Here is a 23,673-nt window from a genome sequence, read left to right on the forward strand (position 1 = left end):
TTCAGCGGAGTATGATAGAATCTTTGCTAAAGTCGAATTCTATATAAAATAGAGGAAATAAGCTTGCAAAACCGGAAACTTAAAATAGGCATCGTTGTTGGGGAAGTATCGGGAGATACCTTAGGCGCCAAACTGATCCGCAGTTTCCGTGAGCAGGGCATAGATGCCGAATTTGAAGGCATTGGCGGCCCGCAAATGATTGCAGAGGGTTTTAAAAGCTATTATCCGATGGATATTCTGTCTGTAATGGGCATTGTCGAAGTGCTTAAAGATATTAGAAAACTCTTTGCTGTGCGTGATGGGCTGGTGGATACCTGGTCTAAGCATCCTGTAGACGTGTTTATCGGCATTGATGCGCCGGACTTCAACTTGCGCTTATCGAAGAGCTTAAAGAAAAATCAGCTGCCGATTAAAACGGTGCAGTATGTCAGTCCTTCTGTGTGGGCGTGGCGTCAGGGCCGTGTGCACGGCATTAAAGCCAGTGTCGATTTGGTGCTGTGCCTGTTCCCATTCGAAAAAACTTTTTTTAAAAAGTGGGATGTTCCTGCGGCATTTGTGGGTCATCCATTGGCAAGTCAATTGCCGCTGCAGAATCCTATTGCAGAAGCCAAGGCTGAATTGGGCTTAAACCCAGCGCAAAAGCATATTGCCTTGCTGCCGGGCAGCCGTCGCGGTGAAATTGAGCGTCTTGGGCCTTTGGTTCTAGATGCGGCGCAAATGGTCATGTCTAAGCATCCTGAATATGTGTATTTAATTCCAGCCATTAATGATGCGCGCAAACAGCAAATCGAGGCTTTATTGGTAAATTATCCCGCAGAGTTTAAAGCTAAAGTCCAGCTGCTGGAAAATACTGAGACTGAATCCAAAATTGGCCGTCAGGTGATGAACGCATCAAATATTGTCGCTTTGGCCTCTGGTACAGCGACTCTAGAGGCGATGCTGCTGCACCGTCCAATGGTGACTTTTTATCAGCTGAATTGGCTGACTTACCATCTAGTGAAATTCTTAATCAAGATTCCGTATTATTCATTGCCGAATATTATTGCCGGCAAAAAAGTGATTAAGGAACTTATTCAAAAAGATGCAACGCCGGAGAAACTGGCTGCTGAAATTGAAAATTTAATGAATATCGAAACGGCGCAGATTCAGGCGATGCAGCATATTACGATGCATAAACAGCTTTTGTCGGGCAATAGCGAAGATCCTGTGCAGGCTATTTTGAACATTTTGAAATAAGCTATTTTTCATCTTCACGTTAAAACTCATGTGCTAGGCACTGTGCTGATACTGCTGACGGTATTGGCTGGGTGTCAGTTCATAGCTGCGCTTAAAGCTTTGACTAAACGCGGTTTCGGAAGAATAGCCCACACGGTGCGCAATCTGCTGTATAGACAGCTGTCCATGACGCAAATGCTGTGAAGCCAAACGTAGGCGGTGCTGCTGCAGATAAGCCAGTGGCGTTTCACCGATAATTTGGGTAAATAGATTGGCAAATTTAGAACGCGACATGCAGCATTGTTCTGCCAGGCTTTCGACCGTCCAAGATAATTCTGGCTGCCCATGAATGGCCGCCAGCGCATTGGACAGCTCGACGTGCGTGAGGGCATTCAGCCAATTGTGCGAATCATTCAGCTGGGCAATAAAATCCCGCACGCATTCGATAAATAAAATGCTCACTAAATGATCCAAAATTTTATCGCGCCCGGGCCGGATTTGATTGGCTTCTACCGCTAAAAACTGCAAGCCGATTTGCAGCCATTCAGGCGCCGTGCTGCTCATAATGTGATGAATATGCAAATAGTCGGGCAAGGCATTAAATAGGGGGCTTGCCATAATGCTGTCGATATGGCCGCGGATCGCAAGAATCATGCAGTCCTCATGCTGCGGCAGCTGATCAGATTCCAGCTCAATGGTTTTCTGGCGCTTTTCATCAAATAATGGGCTGATGTCTAAAGCGGCATGATAAACCGTATCCGCAGCAGCGGTACAAAAGTGGTTTTGACCAGATGGAATTAAAATCAGGTCGCCCATTTTCAGCGGCACCTGCTCTCCATTGATATGCAGCAGGCAGGAGCCCTGCATCATGACATAGGCGATCATGGCGCCGTGCTCATGATATTGAAACGACCAATTGTTTTTTGTTTTCAAGTAAATATATTCAGATTTGTTCAAATGAATATCATCAAAAATTTTACTTAAAGCATCCATGTTTTATCATTCTATCTGTAAAGCAACGGGCTGAAACGACAATCCAAACACAATAAAATTGGTGTTTATAGGTCATTCTTTATCAATTTATGCCAAAGACTTTGGCATAGTTTTTTTGGACGCTTGCAACTGTCATTGCGGCCTTGTTTCTTGAAATATAAGCATAGAAGAGAGAAATAAGGAAGTCTTGCACATGAATGCTCCAGCAAAATTAAATCAAGAGCAAATGCATCAATTCAATGGCGTATCCATTGATAAGAAGCGTTACGGCTGGCTGTTAAGTCCCGGCTTGCCTGTCATTGGCATGGGGATTTTGGCGGGTTATCACTTTGGCCCCAAAATGACTAAAAAAGTATTCGCCCTGGGCGGCCCGCTGTTGCTGCATGTGATTATTCCCGCTATTGATGCTTTGGTGGGCGCCGATGACAACAATCCTACAGATGATGATATTAAAGTTTTGGTGCAGGATCCGTACTATGACCGCATTGTAAAAGCCTTTATTCCATTGCAGATGGCAGCCAATGTTTTTGCCGGATATGTGGTGACGCGGAAAGAGGTCTCTTTTTTAGATCAAATTTTACTGGGCATTTCCATGGGCGCAATCAATGGCATTGGCGTCAATACCGCGCATGAACTGTGCCACCGCCCAAATAAGAAAGATCATTATTGGTCGCATGCGACGCTGATGCCGCTGGTCTATAATCACTTCCGCATTGAGCATCCATATGGGCACCATAAGCGCGCTGCAACGCCTGAAGATCCAGCTTCTTCAAAAATGGGCGAAACCTTTTATGAGTTTTGGCCGAGAACCGTCTTTGGCGGCGTGAAATCGGCCATTCAGATTGAAAAGCAGCGTTTAAAGCGCAAAGGACTGTCTTTCTGGAGCAAAGAAAATGAGCTGTTTCAGGGCTGGGCGATGAGCGCCGGCTTCCATGCAACCATGCTGTCTTTATTCGGCAAAAAGGTTACGCCGTATTTGGCTACGCAAGCGCTCTACGGCATTAGCTTATTTGAAATCATTAATTATATTGAACATTATGGCTTGAAGCGTGCAGAAAAGGCGGATGGCAGCTATGCGCGGACTATGCCAGAGCACAGCTGGAACAATAATAACGTTGTGACCAATTTGTTCTTGTATCAGCTGCAGCGTCATTCAGATCATCATGCTTATCCGACGCGTCCTTTCCAAGCCTTACGCCATTTTGATGAAGCGCCAGAGTTGCCAAGCGGTTATGCCACTATGCTCATTCCAGCTCTGATTCCATCGCTGTGGTTTAAAATGATGGATAAGCGCGTTTATGATCACTATGAGGGTGATTTGACCAAGGCAAATATTTCACAGAAACGCCGTGCCAAAATCTTTAAAAAGTTTGGTTTGAGTGCTTAAACACGATTAAATTTAATGAAAAAGCCCAGACAGTTGTTTGGGCTTTTTTTATAAATGATGATAAAAAACATCATAGAATGGTTGAATTTTTAAATAAAAATATGATAATCAAAATGATAAGAGAATAACGAAGTATATTTAATGATATTGCAGAATTTAGAATATGGCTTTCCTGCAGGAATTCGTATAGCCACTAAACATGGTTTAGTTCCTATTGAGCAGATACAAAAGGGTGATTTAGTTTTAACACAATCAGACTCTGGGCAAGGGGAGCCGTATTATCAGCCTGTAGATCAGATTTTTTATACTGAAGATGAAGAAATTTGGCAATTAGATTATTTTGAAGTTAAGGCGAATACAGACCTAACAAAACTGCATAAGGGGAAATTACTGCAACTTTCCCATAAAGGAAAACTTAAGGGTGCATTGGCTTCTTCAAAAGCGTTGCTTTGGGTTAAGGATTTGGGTTGGACACCTTTAGGTGAGCTAAAAAATGGTCAAATCATACAAACTAAGAGCTCAGAAATTGAAGCTTTAGTGTTTATGGTTAATCCGCTGAGGGAAACAACACTGGCAAATAGTGCTGGAAGCTATCATGTTCGAAATCTATTGGATGCTGATCGAAAAGGATTTGACCTTCCAGATGATGACTATTTTGATCTATTTGAATTCAACGATCATGGTCTATGTGCAATTTTAGCTGAAGACTCTATCAGCCCTTTAAAAGCCAATGGGCAAGAAGTTCATGTTTTAAGCACAACTTTTAAAAGAACAATTTACAATTTGAAAGTTAAAGAACGTTCTAATTTTTATACTTTTTCGAATGGATTATTGGTTAAAGGCATTTAATTTTAAATCGATGTTCATCCTCAGTAGATTGCTCAGGATGAATGTTGCACAAATTGGTTTAAAAATATTCAAAATGAATTCTGTTTTATATTTATCAATGGTTTATCTTGGGAAAAAGTCCACAAAATCTGTGGAAAACTCTTGGGATAAAACAAAAAAATGATAAATTCTAGAGTAAAAAACCTAATAATTAATTCAAAATCAACTGATTGATTTAATTATAAGTACATCGGAAGCTCATACAAATAAATAGCCTAAGCAAGCTAAACAATCCATTCTAAAAAGCATATAATTTCATAATCGAATATTGAATATCAGTCAAATATGACACCTGCTTGCAAACTTTTAAAATCACAAAAAATTGAATTTTCCATTCATGAATATGAACATGATCCTGATGCCAAAAGCTTTGGTTTAGAGGCTGCAGAAAAACTGGGGCTGCAGGTCGCAGAAGTTTTCAAAACGTTGATGGTGACGGACGAAAAAAACTATTTTGTAGCTGTACTGCCTGTGAATCATCAGCTGAGTCTAAAAAAAGTCGCAGCGGCTTTTGGCTGCAAGAAACTCAAAATGGCTGATCCTAAAGATGCAGAGCGCTTAACAGGCTATCTTGTTGGCGGCATTAGCCCGGTAGGGCAAAAGAAACGCCTCAAAACTGTGATTGATGCGTCAGCAGAAAGCTTAGATAAAATTTATGTCAGCGGCGGCAAACGCGGTCTGGATATCGGCTTAAAACCGCAGGATTTGGCTAAAGTGCTGGGCGCTGGCTTTGCGGATGTATTAGACGAGTAATTATCCTTGGGAAAACTTGTTCTTGGCAAGCCGAAATGAATAAGCCTAATGCCCGTGTTTCACATATTTTATAGGCCAAGCTTGAACTGTACCTCTGGCTGAATTCCGCAGTTGGCGCTGTATCTTGCCGAAGTTAACACCTGCAAATCTCATCAGCTTTGATATGCATTCAGTTTTGGATTGGGCCTGAACGGTTGATCAAGCAAGATGCATCTTACTGGAATTTCATTGCTGTCACCTATTTTGCCGAAACCATTTAATTGGGGCTGCAGTGGATATCAAACTTATCTTTATAGTAATCCAGCGCCATTTGCAGATCGTTCAGCAATTTGCTTTCAGTATAATCCTGCGGCTGCAGTTTCAGCAGTGCAGGCATATAGTTTGATTTATATTCTGCAGGATAGTCCTGGCAGAGAATTTTCGTGCGTTCAGCTTGTGCTGTTGCAGGATCATCCAGCTTGTCTAAATATGCGCCGATCATGGCATCCGATTTTTGAAACTGCGCTGTCATGCTTTCATTGCTTTGCGTATCTTCAGCCTGCTGTTTTTGACAGCCTGAAACAGCAAGGGCAAGCAGCAGCGGAATGAGCAATTTTGTTTTCATGGCATATGCTTATGATGTTTTTATGGATTATAAAAGCATTCGGGCAAAAGAACATCTGTTTGGCATCTGAATAGACGCAAAATCACCAAGCAGGAAAAGCTCTTCAGAAATAGCCTTGAACCGGGCATTCTGCAAGGTTTGATATCTGCTGTTTATACTTTGCAGCAATAATCAATCAGTTACATTCAGATATTTGATGTTAAGCAATCTATACAAAAAGCAGGCTGAACCTTAAATAACTGTCTATAAATTAGCCAAAATTGTTTCATTATTTATGTTTTGACTATCAGATTGGGTTCATCCTATAGCATGAAGGCCGGAAAAAAATAACAGCATAGGATCTTAAATGATTAAATTTCATGGGAAAACTATTCTAGGCGCCATTTTTGATATGGATGGAACAATGTTTGATACTGAACGGCTTCGGTTTCAAACATTGAAACAGGCATCTCAAGAATTAAATGGCGCTGAATTTTCTGATGCTTATCTGATGGCCTGTTTGGGGCTGAGCGCAACCAGTGCAGAAGCCTTGGCAAAACAGGAGTATGGCGAAGAGACGCCATATGCCGCAATCCGCAAGCGTGCAGATGAACTGGAGCTGGAAAGCGTGCGCAAATTTGGCGTGCCGATTAAACGCGGTTTGGTGCAAGTGCTGGAACGGCTGCGCAAATCTGGCCTGCGTATGGCGGTTGCAACCTCCAGCCGCCGGGCAATTGCCGAAGAATACTTAATCAATGCCAATGTCTATAAGTTTTTTGACGTGCTGGTCTGCGGCGATGAAGTGCAGCAAGGCAAACCGCATCCTGAAATTTTTATTTCAGCGGCAGAAAAACTGAATCTGCAGCCATCGGACTGCCTGATGTTTGAAGATTCCGCCAATGGCATCCGTTCGGCGCGCCATGCGCTGGGGCAGACCATCTTATTAAAGGACATTAAAGAACCGAATGATGAAATGATGCGCAATGCAGATTTTTATTATGAGGACATGTATGCCTGCTTTGAAGATTTGGATCAGTATGTTGACCATCTGGATATGCCGGCTTTAACCGAGGCTTTTCCGCAAACGCTGAATCAGCTCAGTGTCGGCATTCATGGCTTTGGCGCCATTGGCGGCGGCTATCTGGCGCAGATCTTTTCGCATTGGGATGGCTATACCCGTCCAAAACGGATTTATGCTTCGACGCGCAATCCGCTGTATCAGTCTGCGGTGAATGCTTTTGGCGCATACTGCATCCGCTATGGCCAGATGTCTTTTGATGAGCGCATTGAAAATATGCAGGTGATTGATGCAGACCATCTGGAACAGATGCAGGAAATGTATGTCGAATCCAGCGTGATCGCCATTTGCCTGCCGGAACAGGCGCTGGAAAAAGAAAGCAAAATCATTGCTCAAGGATTGATGGCGCGCCACATGGTTTTTGAGCAGCAGGAATTGCCGCTGACCTTTCTGATCATTTTAAATAAAGTCGGCGCGAAAGCATTATTTTTGCAATATGTGCATCAGGCTCTGGAAGACATTTCCGATTCGGACATTGCCGCGGCCATTATGGCGCAGCACTATTTTTGCGATACCGTAGTTAACCGCATGGTCTCAAAACTCAATGACCAAAATCTGTACCGCCAGCTGCGCATTAAGCACAGTATTTTTCAGCAATACCAGCAGGACAGTGAAGATGATGTGATTAATCTGGAAGATGCCACACGCCTGAATGCCGATCAGGAGCGTCAGGCGGCGCTGTATGTGGAAGACTTGCGGCGCAATTTTCAGCCGAGCCATATTCTGCAGAATATGGATTTAATTCTGTTTAATGCTGAAACTGATATGCCGATTTATGTCGAAAACAATAGTCCGGCTTTAAGCAAAATCCGCCAAATGATTTTAGTCGATGATATTGACGATATTCAGCTGATTAAAAACCGTTTGTGGAACGGGGTTCATGCCATGACTGCATGGTTTGCCAGCCTGCAGGGACATTTGACTATTGGGCTGGCATTGGCAGATGCGCAGGTGCGGCAGTTCAGCCGCGCGTTGATTTCAGAAGTGCAGCAAGGCTTAAGTTTGCGGATGCCGAAATATCAGCAAGATCTGAAGCGTCTGGCCGAGGCATTTCTTGCTTCATGTGAAACGGCCTATAAAGACCCATGCCAGCGGGTTGCTCGTGATCCATTGCGCAAACTAAAACGGAATGAGCGGGTATTCGGTTCGATTGAATATCATCTGCAGCACAATCTGCCTGTTCAAGCATTGCTTCAGGGCGCGGCCTATGGTTATGCCTATGCGGTGCAGCAAAATATGGTGGATGTGACTGGCGCGCTGCAGCATTTGCAGCATGCTGTTTGCCAAATGAAACTTCCGCAAAAACAGCAGCAGGCGATCATCACTGCAGTTGATGCGCAGCTGCATGCACTGCTTGCGGATGCCGTGCAAAAAAATGCACTTTCAGAAGCCCAAGATGAAGATTTTCATAAGCATGCCGTAAAAGCCAATTACGCCTGAACAATTTTCAGCTTAATACTGAATATTGCGAAAGAAACACGTGTACAGAATGCTTTCATTTCATGTTTAAATAACTGAACTGATTTTATTGTGAATTTTACGTGTTTCTTTTGCCTTCTATGCCTGTGGTGCCAACCCTCGCTCAGGATTATCCTGAGTGGCATAAAGGCCGTTCTGCATTTTCCCTATGGTATTTAGAATTACATTCTCCAGAACTTTTGGCCTATTTAGCGCAGCTGCGTGCAGATTTTGCAGATATTTTATTTCAGCCGAATACCCGCCAATTTCATATCACCTTATTCATCTGCGGGTTTTTAAACTCAGAAATATCAAGCCCAAGCGTACAAAACCCAGAAACGCAAACTTCAGAAACACCAAATTCAGCAATCCAATATTCATATGATGATTTCAGCCTGCAGAATTTCCATGCGCAGCTGCAGCAATTGCAGGCGCTGGAATTACGGCCATTTAAATTGAAAACTGGAAAAATCAACAGTTTTGAAAGCGCGCTGTTTATTGAAATTGAAGATGCAGAGGGTGATTTAAACCGCATACGCCAGCAGCTGTATCAATGTTCAGATGAAATTGCACCGCTGCAGTATTGTCCGCATATTACAATAGGCCTATATGGCCGCACGCTGGACAGTGACGAGGTTTTTTCCCGCATTCAGGCAATTGAGCAGCGCAGCTTTGAATTTGAGGTGCGGCAGCTGACTTTTGGCCGTTATACCGCGCAGCAGCTGCAAGGCGAACTGTCTGCTCTGCATCAATTCCATTTAGGTGTCCCATGATTCATTTAATTTTAGGCGGCGCCCGCTCAGGCAAAAGCCGGCTCGCGGAACAGACCGCTTTGGCATATGAAATGCCTGTGACTTACATCGCCACTGCGCAAGCGTGGGATGAGGAAATGGCTGAGCGGATTGAGCATCACCAAGCGCAGCGTCCGGCAGAATGGGCGCTTGCTGAAGAGTCGCTGTATTTGGCCGATCGTTTAAAACAGCTCGACCAAGCCGGGCGGGTCATATTAGTTGATTGCTTGACCTTGTGGATGAGCAACTTGCTGATGCAAGACAATGCGCAAATGCAAATAGATGAGTGCGCCAAGCTGCTGAACGTCCTGCCGGAACTGAAATCTGAAATTATTTTGGTCAGCAACGAGACGGGCCTAGGCGTGGTGCCGATGGGCCAGATCAGCCGCAGATTTGTCGATGAATCCGGCCGCCTGCATCAGCAGCTGGGTCAAATTGCCGATAGAGCTGTATTTTGTGTCGCGGGTTTCCCGATGATTTTGAAAGGAGAAAAAGCATGAACTGGTGGCTGGAGGCGTGCAAAACGCCAAGTGAAGAAGCAAGGCAGCAAGCCGAGGCGCGTCAGCTTCAATTAACCAAGCCGACGGGTTCATTGTCTGAGCTGGAACGCGTGGCTGTGCAGCTGGCTGCGCTGCAGGACAGCAGCAAACCGCATGCAGACCATCCGTGGATTGCGATTTTCGCCGGCGATCACGGCGTGATGGAAGAAAATATTTCCGCTTATCCGCAAGCGGTGACCCGCCAAATGCTGCAGAATTTTGCTACTGGCGGCGCCTGTATCAGTGTAATTGCCAAAGAATATGGTGCTAATTTGCAAGTGATTGACTGCGGTTCGGTGGGTGATGCCTATGAATATGCAGGAGTGGAGCGCCACTGCATTATTCCGGGTACGGCAAATTTTGCTAAACAGCTGGCCATGACGGAAGCGCAATGTATTGAAGCCATGAATTTAGGCCGGCTCAGCGCTGAAAAAGCGCTGGAAAATGGCGCATCGATTTATATTGCCGGTGAAATGGGCATTGGTAATACCTGTTCGGCATCGGCTGTGGCCTGTTTTTTATTGAATGAAGACGCTGAGCAGCTGACGGGTGTCGGCACGGGCATTCGGGCAGAACAGCTGGCGCATAAAAAGAATGTAATTGATCAAGCGCTGGAATTGCACCGCGGCTATGCCGGTCAGGATGCATTTAAGGCCTTATGCGCTGTTGGCGGTTTGGAAATTGCCGCCATGACAGGGGCTTATATCCGCTGCGCGCAGATTGGCTTGCCTGTGATTGTCGATGGATTTATTACGACCGCTTCAGCATTGGCGGCTGTGCGAATGAATGCCGCTGTCCGTCCGTGGATGCTGTTTGGCCACCAATCTGCCGAATATGGCCATCGTCGCTTATTGGACCAGCTGCAGGCTGAACCTTTGCTGAAATTGAATTTGCGCTTAGGTGAAGGCAGCGGCGCTGGCGCTGCGCTGGGTTTGATTAAACTGGCTTGCAGCCTGCATAGCAATATGGCGACTTTTGCAGAAGCCGCCGTAATCGGTGACAAGGTTTAATTGCCAATGTTTCAGCTTGATCTGATGCGCCATGGCGCAACTGAACTGAGCCATACGCTGCGCGGTTCGACCGATGATGCTTTGACTGCCGAAGGCTGGCAGCAAATGCAAGCCGCATTGGATCAGGCATTGCATGCAGAGCCGCACTGGGATGCGGTTTTTACATCGCCATTGCAGCGCTGCAGGCGGTTTGCAGAATCGGCGGCGCAGCGTTTGGGCTTAGAACTGATGATACTGCCGCAACTGCAGGAAATGCACTTTGGAGATTGGGAAGCAGCTGCCATACAGCAGCTTTATGAACGTGATCCGAAAGCTTTAGAACAGTTTTGGCTGCAGCCGACACAGTTCAGCCCGCCCAATGCGGAAAGCCTGCGGGCGTTTGAACAGCGGGTCATGGCTGGCGCAGCGCAGATTCAGCGCTCTTTATTTGCTCAGAACAGCCATAAAGCTTTGGTGGTAACGCATGGCGGCGTGATCAAGCTGCTGAAATGCAAGGCGCTGCAGCAGCCATTGGATGATATTTTGAAAATGACAGCAGAGCTGGGCCAGATGCACTCGTTTCAAGTATCGAAAGTGGAGTGCGCAACTGAAATCGTTTATTTAAGTGAGCAAAATACATGATGCCATTTTGGATCGCCTTGCAGTTTTTAACGGTGTTTCCCATCCAATTAAAAACAATTCCTAGCGCTCAGCAAAATGGCCGTTCTTTGCTTTTTTATCCGGTGATTGGGTTGCTGATTGGGCTGATTTTACTGGCCGTGGCTGTGCTGCTGCAGCCTGTACCGCTTATTTTACAGGCCAGCCTGATTTTGGTGATCTGGATTTGGCTGACGGGCGGCCTGCATCTGGATGGTTTAGCTGATACTGCAGATGCCTGGGTCGGCGGTTTTGGCGATGCTGAGCGCACCTTAAAAATTATGAAAGACCCTGCTTGCGGGCCAATTGGCGTTCTCAGCTTAATCATTATTTGCCTGTTGAAATGGTCCGCCCTTTACCTGCTGCTGGAACAGCAGCTGTATGGCGCCTTGCTGCTTTTTCCTGTCTTTGGCCGCTTAACCGCCTTGTTTCTTTTTTTAACCGCACCTTATGTCCGCGCGAAAGGCTTGGGCAGCGCGATGGCGGATCATCTTCCGCGTACTGCAGCGTGGCTGCTCATTGCGCTATCGGTGATTGCTTCATTGTATTTTTCATGGCTGGGCCTGATTGCCAGTGTTAGCACATTTATTTGCTGGATTTATTTGCGCCGTAAATTTATCCAGCGGATTGGCGGAATGACCGGCGATACTATTGGTGCAGGCATCGAAATAACCGAATGCATCAGCCTTTTGGCTTTTGTTGTCAGCAGTTTCTATCTGGCGGCTTAAATGGCTTATGCTTACGCCATAAGCCATTTTGCGGGATCATCATTTGATCTTGGATATTGGAATTTTTAGACACAGCAGTTCTTAGACATTGGAATGATTAGCCTAATAGCCATACCACCAAATGAATCAGGCTAGGCCCCAGCAGCACCATGAACACACCTGCCAGTACCATGCTCAAGCAGGCGGCAACGCCTTCTTCTTTATGGCGCATAAAAGCTTTGCTGGTTCCGAAGCCGTGCGCAGCATTGCCGAGCGCAGCGCCTTGTGCAAATTGAGAGTGCAGTTTTAAACTGGCTAAAACCAGATCCGCAAAAGCAACGCCCGCAATCCCGGTAATCATGGTGAACAAAATCACCAGTTCAACAGAACCGCCCAAATGTGCAGTGAGTTCAATGGCAAAAGGGGTTGAGATTGAGCGCGCCATTAAGCTGTACGATGTTTCCTGATCGAAACTGAACAATTGAGCCAGATAAAATGCGCTGATGATGCCGGACAGCATGCCAATCACAATCCCCATGCTGATTGAGAGCAGATGATTGCGGATGACTTGGCGGTATTCATAGATTGGAATGGCGAAGGCTACCGTTGCAGGGCCTAAGAACCAGACAATCCATTGGTTTTCCTGCATATAGGTATCATATGACACATGGAAAACCATCATGAAGATGATCATTAAAAAAGGCACAAACAAGGCCGGTGACAGCAGCATGTAAGGAAATTTTTTGTATAGTTTTTTAACCAGTACATAGCCAATCAGCGTTAAAGCAAAGCAGATGATTGACATGAGATTTAAATTCATCAGGTTCATTTTATTTGCCGTGCGCGATGCTGTGTTCAGATGCTTTTGGAGGTTTTGCGCTATTTTTCAGCCGCGCTTCAAGTTTGAATCCCAAGAAGACGCAGTAAGCGGTACAGACCATGACGCACATCGTACCCAGAACAACCGCCGCAATTAACTGCCAGCCTTGGGTGAGGAACAGTTCTTTATATTTGATCAGCCCCACAACAATCGGCACAAAAAACAGCACCAGTTCGGCCAAAATCAAATCTGCGCCTTGCTTAATCCATTCCAGTTTGAATAGCCCGCTTAATAAAGCTGCCGTCAGCAGCAGCAAGCCGATCACGCCTGCGGAAATAGGCAGATGGAATATTTTTTGAATCAGGCTTCCGATCCACCAGATCACCATCAGCAGGCATAGTTGCGCGAAGGTTTTCAGCAGATGTGGAAATTTGGATGATTGTATTGAACTGGACATAACGGACTAAAGTAATTGGATTAGCGCTATTTTAGAATTGACGGGTATAGATAATTATGAATAATAAAAAAATGATTATGCTGATTTGGAATAGTGCTGGTGGATATTAAAGCGTTGAATGTTTTTGTCACCATTGTGCAGCAGCAAAGCTTCAGTTTGGCCGCCGAAGAGCTTTGTGTCACCCAGCCTACCGTCAGCAAAATGATCCGGCAGCTGGAAGAAGAAATTGGCGTTCCGCTATTTCATAAAGGCAGTGCGGGGCGCAAGCGTGAAGCTGTAATGACCAATATCGGCGAAAAAATATATCAGCATGCTTTGGTGATTTTAAATGAACAGCAGCGCATAGCGGATACCGTAGCCGAGGTGCGGACATTAAAGCAGGGCAAACTGGTTTTGGGCTTGCCGCCTTTGGGGTCGGTGCTGCTGAGCAAACTGATTGCTAAATTTCATAAGCTTTATCCCAATATTGAGCTGAGCTTTTTAGAGGTTGGCGCGACCGGGATTGAAGATGCGATTTTAGAAAAACGCGTAGATGTCGGCATCCTTTTGGGGCATCTCAAACCGGTTTTAAGCGGCATTCAAATTATGGATTCGCCATTATGCCTTTTATCGGCTGCGCATTCGCAGTGGCATGACCGCAAGCAGGTGTCCTTGAATGAGCTGAAAGAAGAGTCGTTTCTGCTGTATGCCGATACCTTTACCTTGAACAATATGATTATCCAAGCCTGCAATTTTGCCGGCTTTGAGCCGAATGTGGTGTGTAAAAGCAGTCAATGGGATTTTATTGCTAAAATGGTCGAGTCAGATGTCGGCATTGCATTGCTGCCGCAAATTTACTGCAAGCAGTTGGATGCGGAAAAATATAATATCAGCGTGCTGCAGAACCCCAGCTTAAACTGGACCTTGAACATGGCGTGGAATACCACTGTAGCGATGAACCCTGCAACACGGGCTTGGCTGCAGATTATTGAGCAGCATTTGGATGAAATCCGTTTTTAAAAAGTTATGTGAATTGAAGAGGCTCAGCTAAAAATTTAGAAGCATAGACTGTTCAAAATCCAATTATTCGATTAATTTGAAGCTTATGTATCTTGCCGCAGTGTTATCAAAATGAAATGGGACGAAATTGGCTTGCAGCCATGCTCAATTGCGCGCACACTGTCTATTTTGGGAGACCGCTGGACGCTGCTGATTGTGCGCAACGCCTTTATGGGCATGCGCCGTTTTGATGATTTTCAGCAAGATTTAGGCGTCACGCGGCATGTGCTGTCAGAACGGCTGAAACGGCTGGTGGATTGCGGGATTTTTGCTAAAACACCATATTTTGACCGGCAGGAACGCTTTGAATACCGTCTAACAGAACAAGGGCTGGATCTTTATCCTATTTTACTGTCGATGGCCGGCTGGGCGGATAAATGGCTGGACGAAGGGCAAGGCGCGCCGGTTCAGTATGTGCATAAAAACTGCGGTCAAGTGTTCCGGCCGGTATTGGCGTGTTCAGAATGCTATGAAGAACTGCATGCCAAACAGGTTAAACCGATTTTTACGCCAGCTTATTACGCGGCCCTCAAACAAAAAATGAATGAAAAAAAGCAGGCTTAGCTTAATTCAGCTTAGGCCTGCCATTGAATTGCATGTGCGGATCTTAAACAGGCTATTCAATAAATAGCCTGTTCATTTGTAAATAACGGATCCATTTATAAGCAGTTCGCTGGTTTTGGCACGCCAGCCAAACGGCTGAGATGGCGCGCAACCAAGCCGGTATTGAAACGTTCTTGCAAGACGGCATTATTGATTTCTGGACTGACGGTTTTCATTAAAAATTTGATTAATGGCCGTGTTGCAGGCGAATGGCCAAACTGCTGATAAAACTGGCGCACAGCTTGCAGAATTTCATAATGCCAAGGCGTTAGCTGCAAATCTAAACTGTTGGCCAGCTCTTGCGCGATGGCTTCATCCCAAATGGTGTAATCGACTAAATGACCGTCTTGGTCGAGTGCTAAATTCATTGAATAAACCAATTTAAAAAAACTATTTTTTAGATTACTTCAGGCTGATGCAGCGGCTGAATTTGAGGCACAGATCAGCAAATTCACTGTAATTGATCAGCTGGATATTGTCAAAATCGGCACCCAGCAAGGGCTGCTCATTGTCCAGCACATAGCATTTCTCTAAAGAGCGAATCGCTTCATGTGCGGCATGCATCACGGCATCGCCCATTAAAACCACTTGATCACCCGGCGCATAAACCTGCTGCAGTTTTTGCAGCGCTAGAGGTGCGGCCGCATAGCCGGCTTGAATTAAATACAGTGTTTTTGCCGGGAAGGCGCGTTCAGTTTTATGTTCAGTCATTTTCTCACCGCTTACCAATACAGCACATGATCAAACTGCTGAATCAGGCTGGCATTCAGTTCCGTAAATTCCAGCTCTTGCTCAGTATTATGAACAAAAGCATTCTGCCGGTTCTTTTCTTCGATCAGGATAGGCGTCAGGTCATAAAATTCGAAGCTGTCGACCATATTGGAGGCAACCTTGAATGCATGTTGCAATTGATTAAATTCCAGATCATTTGCCAGCAGGCTTAAGGCGCCGTCTTGCAGCAGCACTTTGACTTCACTGCCAAATGTGGCAAGCACCATGGCTGCAGACAGGCTTTCATGCACCTGCAGGCTGGACAGATTCGGGTGGGTTAATATGACAAGTACGGTTTTCACACTATAAACCTTTTGAATGCAGTAAATTTTAGAAAAATAAAGCGCTTAAAATTGAATTAAACGGGAAGCGGATTGCACGGCATCAGCAAGCTCGCCCAGCCCAACCAGCTCGAAACCATCTGCAAGATTATGTTGCTGAAGGTTGTGGCGTTGTGCATTTTCTTGATCCGTAATCCCGCGCGCCAAGGCGGCGCTGACACACACGGGCAAGCGGACGGCCAATTTTTGCCATTCTGCCGCCAGTTTGCGCTGATCATCCGGCGCCCATTGCAATGCATTGGCCACGGCAACACCGTCTTGATAGAAGAATACGCGGAAATCTTCTTTTTTATTGTGCAGCGCTTGGGCCAAGCCGAAAGCATGCCAAGCATGGATGGACGCCGGCGAAGAGGTAATCAGTAATAAAGTGCTCATTTGAAATTCACTGCAGGGCTGGCAACAGCAGTTGTCTGCCCCAGACTTTATAGGAAAAGGCTATTATATAATGATTTTGGCCGGTATCTGAATAAATCAATGCCTCATATTAAGAACATTATAAAAATAATTCTTTAATCATAATGAGTTATAAAATAATTGAAATTTTACAAGTATAAAAATAGCGTTTATATGTACGAAATCCTCAGCTTTTAGGTTCTTTTTCCTGCTTGATGAGTCAATCTGAGTCAAATCTCCAACAAGAATGAAACTGCCTGAATCAATATGACATGGGGCAAGTCGAGGCAAGCCACAAGATCATTGGCGCGGGAGGATGAATGCGATGATTCAACAGGCTGTAGATTGCTGGTACGACCTTGCGCTCTTGCTTCGCAAGCTAGGAAGTAAAGACGGCTTCAATGCATTTGCTGAAGCCTTGAATGACTTTTTGGATATTGTTAGCGACGATGCATCGCATTCTCTGGTGGCGCAGCCGGATTTACTCGAAGCAGCAACTTAGCCTGTGGTTTCTGAGATGTTAAGCGGTAAACGTCAACTCAATACTTGCCAGATGAAAGCGCTTTCCGAGCGGTTTAATGTCTCGGCAAATGCATTTTTTTAAAAAGCAGTGTCAGGCGCTTTCTATGTTGATTTTGCTGACTTTTATTGGACAATTGAGCTATATTTATTCTGCGGTGAAAGATGATTTTACCCAATATATTTTCGTTCATTAATAGATTCGTAAAATCAATAAGTTATATAGGTGGTTGATAAGTTGGGTTATGGCGCTGCTTTTAATATTAAGTTGTTGTTATAACTTAAATTTTAAGAGTTAAATTATTATTCACTGCCGTATAGGCAGCTTAGAAAAGTAGTGGGATCAGTAACAGGCTGTGTAATTGATTCACTGCCGTATAGGCAGCTTAGAAAGCTGACAAAAGGTTTTGAACTTTTTACCTCCCATTCACTGCCGTATAGGCAGCTTAGAAAAGAACCTGTAAAACCAAAATCTACACGTGGAAATTCACTGCCGTATAGGCAGCTTAGAAAAACCGCGTATTGTATTTTTGGTGACATCATCTATTCACTGCCGTATAGGCAGCTTAGAAAATCTTCGGATCTGATTGATCTATGCCGTCTAGATTCACTGCCGTATAGGCAGCTTAGAAATCACCTACGACCAGCTTAAAAATCAAAATCACATTCACTGCCGTATAGGCAGCTTAGAAAGCAAGAATGGGCGGTCGGCTTAATTTGCACAGATTCACTGCCGTATAGGCAGCTTAGAAATAAACCATCTTGCATATTGCCCCAATCAACATATTCACTGCCGTATAGGCAGCTTAGAAATTGATGCGCCATTCACACCAGAACGCTACAGCATTCACTGCCGTATAGGCAGCTTAGAAAAGCTGAAAAACATACCTTCTTAAAATATGGCAATTCACTGCCGTATAGGCAGCTTAGAAAGATCACGAAAGAAAACTGCACATTGTCCGCATATTCACTGCCGTATAGGCAGCTTAGAAATCACTGGCTTTACGGTCTACATCAGCATCCTGATTCACTGCCGTATAGGCAGCTTAGAAACAGTAAAAAACGATTGCGTTTCAGGTTTAAAAAATTCACTGCCGTATAGGCAGCTTAGAAAGTGTAAATTCCCTTGCCAATTGACATCGACGTATTCACTGCCGTATAGGCAGCTTAGAAATGCTCATATCAGTGTAGAGCAGCTGCTTGGTAATTCACTGCCGTATAGGCAGCTTAGAAAAACCTTAAAGAAAACGCTGATGCTTTTGCAGAATTCACTGCCGTATAGGCAGCTTAGAAAAGTCCAGTGATGCGAGTCAGGCCGAATGCAGTATTCACTGCCGTATAGGCAGCTTAGAAATGCTCTAAAATGCGAAAAGCAGTTTGGTCAAAATTCACTGCCGTATAGGCAGCTTAGAAATTAAAAGGTGGCTCAATGTGCTCAATTTTCGAATTCACTGCCGTATAGGCAGCTTAGAAACACGTATCCGTAAGTCCGTTTGAATATTTGAAATTCACTGCCGTATAGGCAGCTTAGAAATGTATGCGATGCCAGCGACAGCACGCCACTGCATTCACTGCCGTATAGGCAGCTTAGAAAAGCACTGAAATTGTTTTTTATCACATACTGTTTGTTCACTGCCATACAGGCAGCTTAGAAATATATAAGATAGATATTTGCAACTCGTATTATGTTCACTGCCATACAGGCAGCTTAGAAATGCTTTTTGTGATTGGGCCGGAATTGTTTGCGGTTCACTGCCATATAGGCAGCTTAGAAAACAAGGCATCAGGCTCAGAGATGGCGCTATTGGTTCACTGCCATATAGGCAGCTTAGAAATTAATGAGATCATTAAACGCATCAATTTAGAAGTTCACTGCCGTATAGGCAGCTTAGAAAGATTGGGAAAAAATAGAACTCGAATATAGGGCGTTCACTGCCATACAGGCAGCTTAACCAAAGCAAAAATAGACCGACTTCGGGCAGTTTTTTTGAGTAAATTGATAACAAATGGCTATGGAAAAAGAGACTATATTTTAAATACGCTATAAACTATAAATCATTGATGAAATATAGAATTTCGTATGATTTAAAAAAGATAATGAATTGAAAAGAGGAAACCTAAAGATGAAAAAAATAATTTTAGCGGCTTCCATGATCTTGGCTATGTCTGCAGCCGCACTGAGTGCATTTGCCGCGCCTGTAAAACCTATTCAATTTGCAAAAGGCTCGATAGGGACTGCTGTTTCAGGCTCATTTAAAGGCTATGACGACGTTCAGTATAGTTTGTGCGCCAAGGCCGGACAGACTTTAAGCTATAAGCTGACAAGCAATAAGGATTTGGCCCAAATTAACATATATGCTCCGGGTGATAGACCCGGCACAGCAGACGCTTTAATGATAGGGGCTGCAACAGGTGCAGCCGGAAAGCTCAAATTGCCGGAATCAGGCAATTATTTGATTCAGATTTATCAAATGCGGAACACTGCACGTAATAATAGAACGGTAAATTATAAATTGAATCTCAGCGTAGATAATTGAAGCAGCCCAGCCCGCGATTGAACCCTTACAGCTAAAATCAATACATGAAAATAAGGATAGCCCTATGACCGCATCAAATAAAAAATTTCCCCAAGTGGTGATATTTGCGCACTGGGCAACCTTGCTTTTTGTACTGGCGGCATATTTCAGCAGTCAAAGCCCAATTGAGGGGGGCTGGCGTGGGCAAATGCATGTCATCGCAGGCAGTTTGGTTTTTATCTTTTTCTTTATCCGTATTTTTTTATATATGCGTTTTAAAGATCAGTTTCCGGAAGTTTCGTTTATGTCTGGAATGCAAAAAAGAGCCTTTCAGTTGATGAAACTTTTTTTATATACCGGCTTATTTGCGGTTCCATTATTGGGCTGGCTGACCTTGTCATCCACAGAAGCATCTTTCAGCCTATTCGGAATGGGTCTGCCGGAAGTCTTATTTTCAAGCAATGCAGATCTTGGCGATATTCATCCGCTGATTGCTAATATTTTTATGACATTGATTGGGCTGCATGCTTTGGCAGCCCTCATTCATCATTTTATTTTGAAAGATGATGTTTTGAAGAGCATGAGATAGAAAATACAACCTCTCATGCTATTGCTCTAAACATGAATTTTCTTCAACCGGTACTTTTATAGGCAAGCCGCTTGCCGTCTTTTTAGGGTTGCGGCATCAACTGCCTGCAATGTCAGATCCGCTATGCATTAGATAACTCATGTTATTTTTTGTCGTAAACAAAATACAGTTCATAACAATAACTGCAACACATGCCAAATTCTAAACTTGTAAACTGATACTAGAATGCTCTTGCAGATTAGCCGGCTCAAGAGAAATTTTGGCCGGTTTTTTACTTTTTATATCTGCGGGTAACTTATCGAAAACACCAAAATTACACCAATAAATCGCAAGATGCTGATGAATATAAGGAGTATCTAAACAATGATTTTAGTGACTGGTGGATTAGGCTTTTTAGGCTCGCATATTGCTTTAAGTCTTTTGGCGCAAGGGCAAGAAGTCATTATTGTCGATAATTTATCGAATTCAAATTTGCAGATTTTAGAGCGCCTAGAATATATTTCCGGTATGTATGTGCCTTTTGTCAAAATAGATATCCGCAATACACCGGCTTTGAATAAAGTTTTTGAGCAGTATTCGGTCAGCGCCGTCGTGCATGCGGCTGGCTTTAAATCCTTAGAAGAGTCCGTGCTTAAACCCCTTGAATATTATAATGATAATGTCAGCTGTATCATGAGCTTAATGCGCGCAATGCAGCGTACAGGCGTTAGGCATTTGGTGCATTTGTCCAGTTTAGGCGTTTATGGGCAATCTTCGACAGAATTAACAGAAGATCTGCCATTTCAATACGCTTATCCAAATCCTTATGTTAAATCTCAGCAAATGGTTGAGGAGATTATTAGAGATACCGCGCGTACAGACAATGAATGGAAAATCGCCATTTTGCGTTTAAGCAATATTGCCGGTGCGTTTGAACATGCTGTTTTGGGTGAGTTTATTGCGCCTTTGCCGAAGAATATTGTGCCGCTTGCTATGCAGGTCGGCGCTTTGCAGCGTGAATTCATAGAATTGCGCAAGCAGGCCAATACCGCAGATAAAACCACAGAACGCAGTTTCTTGCATGTGCTGGATGCATGCAGGGCTGTGCATGCCGCATTGAATTGGCTGAATACGCAGCAGCATGTATGCGAAGCTTTTAATATTTCAGGTGAATTGGTGTCAATTCAAAAACTATTGGATTTGATTGGAGAGGTGACGCAGAACCCCATTAAAACTGTAGATGCGCCGTATTATCCAAATGCGGAGTTTGATCAGCTGGGCAGCAGTTCTGAAAAAGCCAAAACCATTTTAAATTGGTCGCCCGAATTTGATTTAAAGAAAATTTTAGAGGATGAATGGCGTTTTTATCAAATGACGCTGCATGGCCAATAAACAGCCTCATTCAGCGCTGAATTGTCAAAGCCTGTTCAAGCAGATAGCGAATCGGCATGGCGCTGAGGTTGAATACTTAAATGAATATTTGAAAATGCGGGAAAAAGCGCTTAAAAATAAAGAATGTTCAGATTCAAACAGCAGTGGAAGGATCATCTAAAAAATCTTAATTATCGAAAATAATTATCATTTACATTTATGTAAATCTTTCATAAACTGCTGAATATAGCCAAAGAAAATGCCGCTATGACAGCTATGACAATCGATGGCTGAATCAAGACTTGAACAATGACTTAAATCGTGTCTTAAAAGGAAATGAGGTTTCAACATGCAAACACGTATTGAACACGACACAATGGGTGAAGTGGAAGTACCGAGTGAAGCGATGTGGGGTGCACAAACCCAGCGCAGTCTGCAAAATTTTAAAATTGGCGGTGAGCGTCTGCCGCGTCCAATGATTCGGGCAATGGGTCTGGTAAAAAAAGCGGCAGCAATCACCAATGCAGAATTGAATCAAATTCCCAAAGAGCTGTCTCAATATATTGTTGGCGCAGCTGAGGAAGTGATTGCAGGGCAATGGGATGCTCAATTTCCTTTGGTCGTTTGGCAGACGGGTTCAGGCACTCAAAGCAATATGAACTGCAACGAAGTGATTGCGAACATTGCCAATCAAAAACTCGGCAATCCATTGGGCGCGCAAAAGCCAGTGCATCCGAATGACCATGTCAATCGCGCGCAATCGACCAACGACTCATTTCCAACAGCAATTCATGTGGCTGCAAGCCTGCAGATCAACGAATTGCTGATTCCTGCAGTAACACAGCTGCGCAATACCTTAGATGAGAAATCCAAAGCATTTGCCGATATTGTTAAAATTGGCCGCACCCATTTGCAAGATGCTACGCCTTTGACTTTAGGGCAGGAGTTCAGCGGCTATGTATCGCAGCTGGATCATGGTTTAAAACGCTTGAATCAGGTTTTATCCGGCCTTTATGAATTGCCATTAGGCGGTACGGCTGTGGGGACGGGCCTGAATGCGCATCCTGATTATGCTGTGAAAGCCGCGGAAAAGCTAAGCGAGCTGACCGGATTGCCCTTTGTTACCGCACCGAATAAATTTGAAGCGCTTGCTGGGCGTGATGCTGCTGTTTTTGCATCCGGCGCATTAAAAACGCTGGCGGCCAGCCTGAACAAAATTGCCAATGATATCCGCTGGCTGGCAAGCGGCCCGCGCTGCGGTTTTGGCGAGCTGCGTATTCCGGAAAATGAGCCTGGTTCAAGCATCATGCCGGGTAAAGTCAACCCAACGCAAAGTGAAGCGATGACCATGGTGGTGGCGCAGGTCATGGGCAATGATACAACGATTAATATTGCCGGCGCTTCAGGCAACTTTGAGCTGAATGTGTTTATGCCCGTCATTGCATTTAACCTGCTGCAGTCTATCCAGTTATTGGGTGATGCCTGCAACAGCTTTAATGATCACTGTGCGGCCGGTATTGAACCGAACCGTGAAAAAATTGATCATTTCCTGCATGATTCATTAATGCTGGTGACTGCGCTGAATCCGGTGATTGGCTATGAAAATGCAGCCAAAGTGGCCAAAACGGCTTATAAAGAAGGCAAAACCCTGAAGCAGGTTGCGGTAGAGCTTGGACTGGTGACTGAACAGCAGTTTGACGAGGTGGTGCGTCCAGAACAAATGGTTTCACCTAATGCCAAATAAATGATCGAATACGTTTTTCGGTAATGTATTTATTGCTGAAAAGCGCGACTGAGTCTAATGGGATTCATTGCTTTAGGTTATTTGATATTTAATGCGGGTTTAGAGAATAAAAAAACCCACATATTATGTGGGTTTTTGGATTGTGCGATCCTTGGCGAAATTATTTCGCTGCTTCTACAGCAGATACTTCGCTAGCAGCTGCTTCAGATGCAGGCGCTGCTTGAGCTGCCGCTTCAGAAGCAGGTGCAGTTGAAACAGCTTCTTCAGCAGCAAAAGCTGCCGCGCAGTTAGCAGAAAGTACAGCAGCTAAAACGATTTTAGATAAAGTTGTCATGAGTTATTTCCCAAGTAAGTTTAAAATAAGTTCAAGACTTTAATGGGTAAAATATGAATAAGTTGTTAATTTGTGTGTTTATTCTATTATTAAAAAACGTGAAAATTAACATAATATTTGATTGATAGTGCTTTTATTGTTGAATTGTGTGAAATAGAAC

Annotated in this window: 27 protein-coding genes and 1 CRISPR repeat array; of the genes, 18 read left to right on the plus strand and 9 right to left on the minus strand. The window is 44.3% G+C overall.

What is annotated here, in order from left to right; all coding sequences use genetic code 11:
* Positions 1–63: 63 nt before the first annotated feature.
* Positions 64–1,236, plus strand: a complete 1,173-nt coding sequence (gene lpxB / locus ACE3T3_RS10040) for a lipid-A-disaccharide synthase (RefSeq protein ID WP_374666494.1) — start codon at positions 64–66, stop codon at positions 1,234–1,236.
* 33 nt (positions 1,237–1,269) lie between these two features.
* On the opposite strand, the gene ACE3T3_RS10045 is transcribed toward lpxB, so the two are convergent.
* The gene (locus ACE3T3_RS10045) at positions 1,270–2,208 is read right to left on the minus strand and encodes an AraC family transcriptional regulator (RefSeq protein WP_374666496.1); all 939 of its coding nucleotides are present in this window, start codon (positions 2,206–2,208) and stop codon (positions 1,270–1,272) included.
* Positions 2,209–2,401: 193 nt separating this feature from the next.
* Between ACE3T3_RS10045 and ACE3T3_RS10050 the strand changes: the two genes are divergently transcribed.
* The 3 genes from ACE3T3_RS10050 (at position 2,402) to ybaK (ending at position 5,236) form a co-directional block, all read left to right on the plus strand.
* A complete protein-coding gene (locus ACE3T3_RS10050; RefSeq protein ID WP_374666498.1) occupies positions 2,402–3,595 on the plus strand; it encodes an alkane 1-monooxygenase in 1,194 nt (397 codons plus the stop codon).
* 141 nt (positions 3,596–3,736) lie between these two features.
* Positions 3,737–4,444 (plus strand): hypothetical protein, encoded by a 708-nt coding sequence (locus tag ACE3T3_RS10055; RefSeq protein ID WP_374666500.1) that lies wholly within the window; start codon positions 3,737–3,739, stop codon positions 4,442–4,444.
* A 324-nt stretch (positions 4,445–4,768) separates the two neighbouring features.
* Complete coding sequence (gene ybaK / locus ACE3T3_RS10060) at positions 4,769–5,236, plus strand: Cys-tRNA(Pro) deacylase (RefSeq protein ID WP_374666502.1); 468 nt, start codon at positions 4,769–4,771, stop codon at positions 5,234–5,236.
* Between the two features lie 256 nt (positions 5,237–5,492).
* Here the strand turns inward: ybaK and ACE3T3_RS10065 are convergent, their stop codons facing one another.
* On the minus strand, positions 5,493–5,840 hold the full coding sequence (locus ACE3T3_RS10065; protein WP_374666504.1) for a hypothetical protein: 348 nt from the start codon (positions 5,838–5,840) through the stop codon (positions 5,493–5,495).
* Positions 5,841–6,186: 346 nt separating this feature from the next.
* On the opposite strand from ACE3T3_RS10065, the gene mtlD reads away from it, so the two are divergent.
* The 6 genes from mtlD to ACE3T3_RS10095 all read left to right on the plus strand — a co-directional run bounded on the left by mtlD (position 6,187) and on the right by ACE3T3_RS10095 (position 12,059).
* Positions 6,187–8,337: a bifunctional mannitol-1-phosphate dehydrogenase/phosphatase gene (mtlD, locus tag ACE3T3_RS10070; protein WP_374666506.1), complete on the plus strand. Its 2,151-nt coding sequence runs from the start codon at positions 6,187–6,189 to the stop codon at positions 8,335–8,337.
* A 101-nt stretch (positions 8,338–8,438) separates the two neighbouring features.
* Positions 8,439–9,128, plus strand: coding sequence for a 2'-5' RNA ligase family protein (locus ACE3T3_RS10075; RefSeq protein WP_374666508.1), 690 nt, complete (start codon positions 8,439–8,441; stop codon positions 9,126–9,128).
* Positions 9,125–9,646: a bifunctional adenosylcobinamide kinase/adenosylcobinamide-phosphate guanylyltransferase gene (gene cobU, locus ACE3T3_RS10080; RefSeq protein ID WP_374666509.1), complete on the plus strand. Its 522-nt coding sequence runs from the start codon at positions 9,125–9,127 to the stop codon at positions 9,644–9,646. The genes ACE3T3_RS10075 and cobU overlap by 4 nt, the downstream gene beginning before the upstream one ends.
* Positions 9,643–10,695: a nicotinate-nucleotide--dimethylbenzimidazole phosphoribosyltransferase gene (gene cobT, locus ACE3T3_RS10085; RefSeq protein ID WP_374666511.1), complete on the plus strand. Its 1,053-nt coding sequence runs from the start codon at positions 9,643–9,645 to the stop codon at positions 10,693–10,695. The genes cobU and cobT overlap by 4 nt, the downstream gene beginning before the upstream one ends.
* 6 nt (positions 10,696–10,701) lie before the next feature.
* A complete protein-coding gene (locus ACE3T3_RS10090) occupies positions 10,702–11,316 on the plus strand; it encodes a histidine phosphatase family protein (RefSeq protein WP_374666513.1) in 615 nt (204 codons plus the stop codon).
* Positions 11,313–12,059, plus strand: coding sequence for an adenosylcobinamide-GDP ribazoletransferase (locus ACE3T3_RS10095; RefSeq protein WP_374666515.1), 747 nt, complete (start codon positions 11,313–11,315; stop codon positions 12,057–12,059). Before ACE3T3_RS10090 ends, ACE3T3_RS10095 begins: the two co-directional genes overlap by 4 nt.
* 97 nt (positions 12,060–12,156) lie before the next feature.
* On the opposite strand, the gene ACE3T3_RS10100 is transcribed toward ACE3T3_RS10095, so the two are convergent.
* Together ACE3T3_RS10100 and ACE3T3_RS10105 are read right to left on the minus strand one after the other, a co-directional pair.
* Positions 12,157–12,858, minus strand: coding sequence for an LrgB family protein (locus ACE3T3_RS10100; protein ID WP_374666517.1), 702 nt, complete (start codon positions 12,856–12,858; stop codon positions 12,157–12,159).
* Positions 12,859–12,868: 10 nt separating this feature from the next.
* Positions 12,869–13,315, minus strand: a complete 447-nt coding sequence (locus tag ACE3T3_RS10105; protein WP_374666519.1) for a CidA/LrgA family protein — start codon at positions 13,313–13,315, stop codon at positions 12,869–12,871.
* A 99-nt stretch (positions 13,316–13,414) separates the two neighbouring features.
* Here ACE3T3_RS10105 and ACE3T3_RS10110 point away from each other — a divergent pair, with 99 nt between their 5' ends.
* The gene (locus ACE3T3_RS10110) at positions 13,415–14,314 is read left to right on the plus strand and encodes a LysR family transcriptional regulator (RefSeq protein ID WP_374666521.1); all 900 of its coding nucleotides are present in this window, start codon (positions 13,415–13,417) and stop codon (positions 14,312–14,314) included.
* Positions 14,315–14,425: 111 nt separating this feature from the next.
* On the plus strand, positions 14,426–14,917 hold the full coding sequence (locus tag ACE3T3_RS10115) for a winged helix-turn-helix transcriptional regulator (protein WP_374666523.1): 492 nt from the start codon (positions 14,426–14,428) through the stop codon (positions 14,915–14,917).
* Between the two features lie 95 nt (positions 14,918–15,012).
* Here ACE3T3_RS10115 and ACE3T3_RS10120 read toward each other — a convergent pair whose 3' ends face one another.
* From ACE3T3_RS10120 to tusD, 4 genes are read right to left on the minus strand one after another with little or no spacing between them, the layout of a single operon-like run.
* The gene (locus tag ACE3T3_RS10120) at positions 15,013–15,324 is read right to left on the minus strand and encodes a TusE/DsrC/DsvC family sulfur relay protein (RefSeq protein WP_374666525.1); all 312 of its coding nucleotides are present in this window, start codon (positions 15,322–15,324) and stop codon (positions 15,013–15,015) included.
* 34 nt (positions 15,325–15,358) lie between these two features.
* Entirely contained in the window at positions 15,359–15,667 is a 309-nt protein-coding gene (locus ACE3T3_RS10125) for a DsrH/TusB family sulfur metabolism protein (protein WP_374666527.1), read from the minus strand.
* An 11-nt stretch (positions 15,668–15,678) separates the two neighbouring features.
* Entirely contained in the window at positions 15,679–16,029 is a 351-nt protein-coding gene (locus ACE3T3_RS10130) for a hypothetical protein (protein ID WP_374666529.1), read from the minus strand.
* 45 nt (positions 16,030–16,074) lie between these two features.
* The gene (gene tusD / locus ACE3T3_RS10135; RefSeq protein ID WP_374666531.1) at positions 16,075–16,443 is read right to left on the minus strand and encodes a sulfurtransferase complex subunit TusD; all 369 of its coding nucleotides are present in this window, start codon (positions 16,441–16,443) and stop codon (positions 16,075–16,077) included.
* A 334-nt stretch (positions 16,444–16,777) separates the two neighbouring features.
* On the opposite strand from tusD, the gene ACE3T3_RS10140 reads away from it, so the two are divergent.
* The 6 genes from ACE3T3_RS10140 to fumC all read left to right on the plus strand — a co-directional run bounded on the left by ACE3T3_RS10140 (position 16,778) and on the right by fumC (position 23,179).
* Positions 16,778–16,963 carry a hypothetical protein gene (locus tag ACE3T3_RS10140; protein ID WP_374666533.1) on the plus strand — a complete coding sequence of 62 codons (186 nt, stop codon included), beginning with the start codon at positions 16,778–16,780 and terminating at the stop codon, positions 16,961–16,963.
* Positions 16,964–17,285: 322 nt separating this feature from the next.
* A CRISPR array of direct repeats spans positions 17,286–18,935; the repeat unit is 27 nt; unit sequence TTCACTGCCGTATAGGCAGCTTAGAAA.
* A gap of 168 nt (positions 18,936–19,103) precedes the next feature.
* On the plus strand, positions 19,104–19,517 hold the full coding sequence (locus ACE3T3_RS10145) for a DNA breaking-rejoining protein (RefSeq protein WP_374666535.1): 414 nt from the start codon (positions 19,104–19,106) through the stop codon (positions 19,515–19,517).
* A gap of 64 nt (positions 19,518–19,581) precedes the next feature.
* Positions 19,582–20,085: a cytochrome b gene (locus ACE3T3_RS10150; RefSeq protein WP_374666537.1), complete on the plus strand. Its 504-nt coding sequence runs from the start codon at positions 19,582–19,584 to the stop codon at positions 20,083–20,085.
* A gap of 363 nt (positions 20,086–20,448) precedes the next feature.
* Positions 20,449–21,456, plus strand: coding sequence for an NAD-dependent epimerase/dehydratase family protein (locus ACE3T3_RS10155; protein ID WP_374666539.1), 1,008 nt, complete (start codon positions 20,449–20,451; stop codon positions 21,454–21,456).
* A complete protein-coding gene (locus tag ACE3T3_RS10160) occupies positions 21,446–21,616 on the plus strand; it encodes a hypothetical protein (RefSeq protein ID WP_374666541.1) in 171 nt (56 codons plus the stop codon). Before ACE3T3_RS10155 ends, ACE3T3_RS10160 begins: the two co-directional genes overlap by 11 nt.
* Positions 21,617–21,784: 168 nt before the next feature.
* Positions 21,785–23,179 (plus strand): class II fumarate hydratase, encoded by a 1,395-nt coding sequence (fumC, locus tag ACE3T3_RS10165; protein WP_374666543.1) that lies wholly within the window; start codon positions 21,785–21,787, stop codon positions 23,177–23,179.
* A gap of 160 nt (positions 23,180–23,339) precedes the next feature.
* On the opposite strand, the gene ACE3T3_RS10170 is transcribed toward fumC, so the two are convergent.
* Positions 23,340–23,513, minus strand: coding sequence for a hypothetical protein (locus ACE3T3_RS10170; protein ID WP_374666545.1), 174 nt, complete (start codon positions 23,511–23,513; stop codon positions 23,340–23,342).
* Between the last annotated feature and the right edge of the window lie 160 nt (positions 23,514–23,673).

This window comes from Acinetobacter sp. (assembly GCF_041919735.1).
Classification (GTDB): Bacteria; Pseudomonadota; Gammaproteobacteria; order Pseudomonadales; family Moraxellaceae; genus Acinetobacter.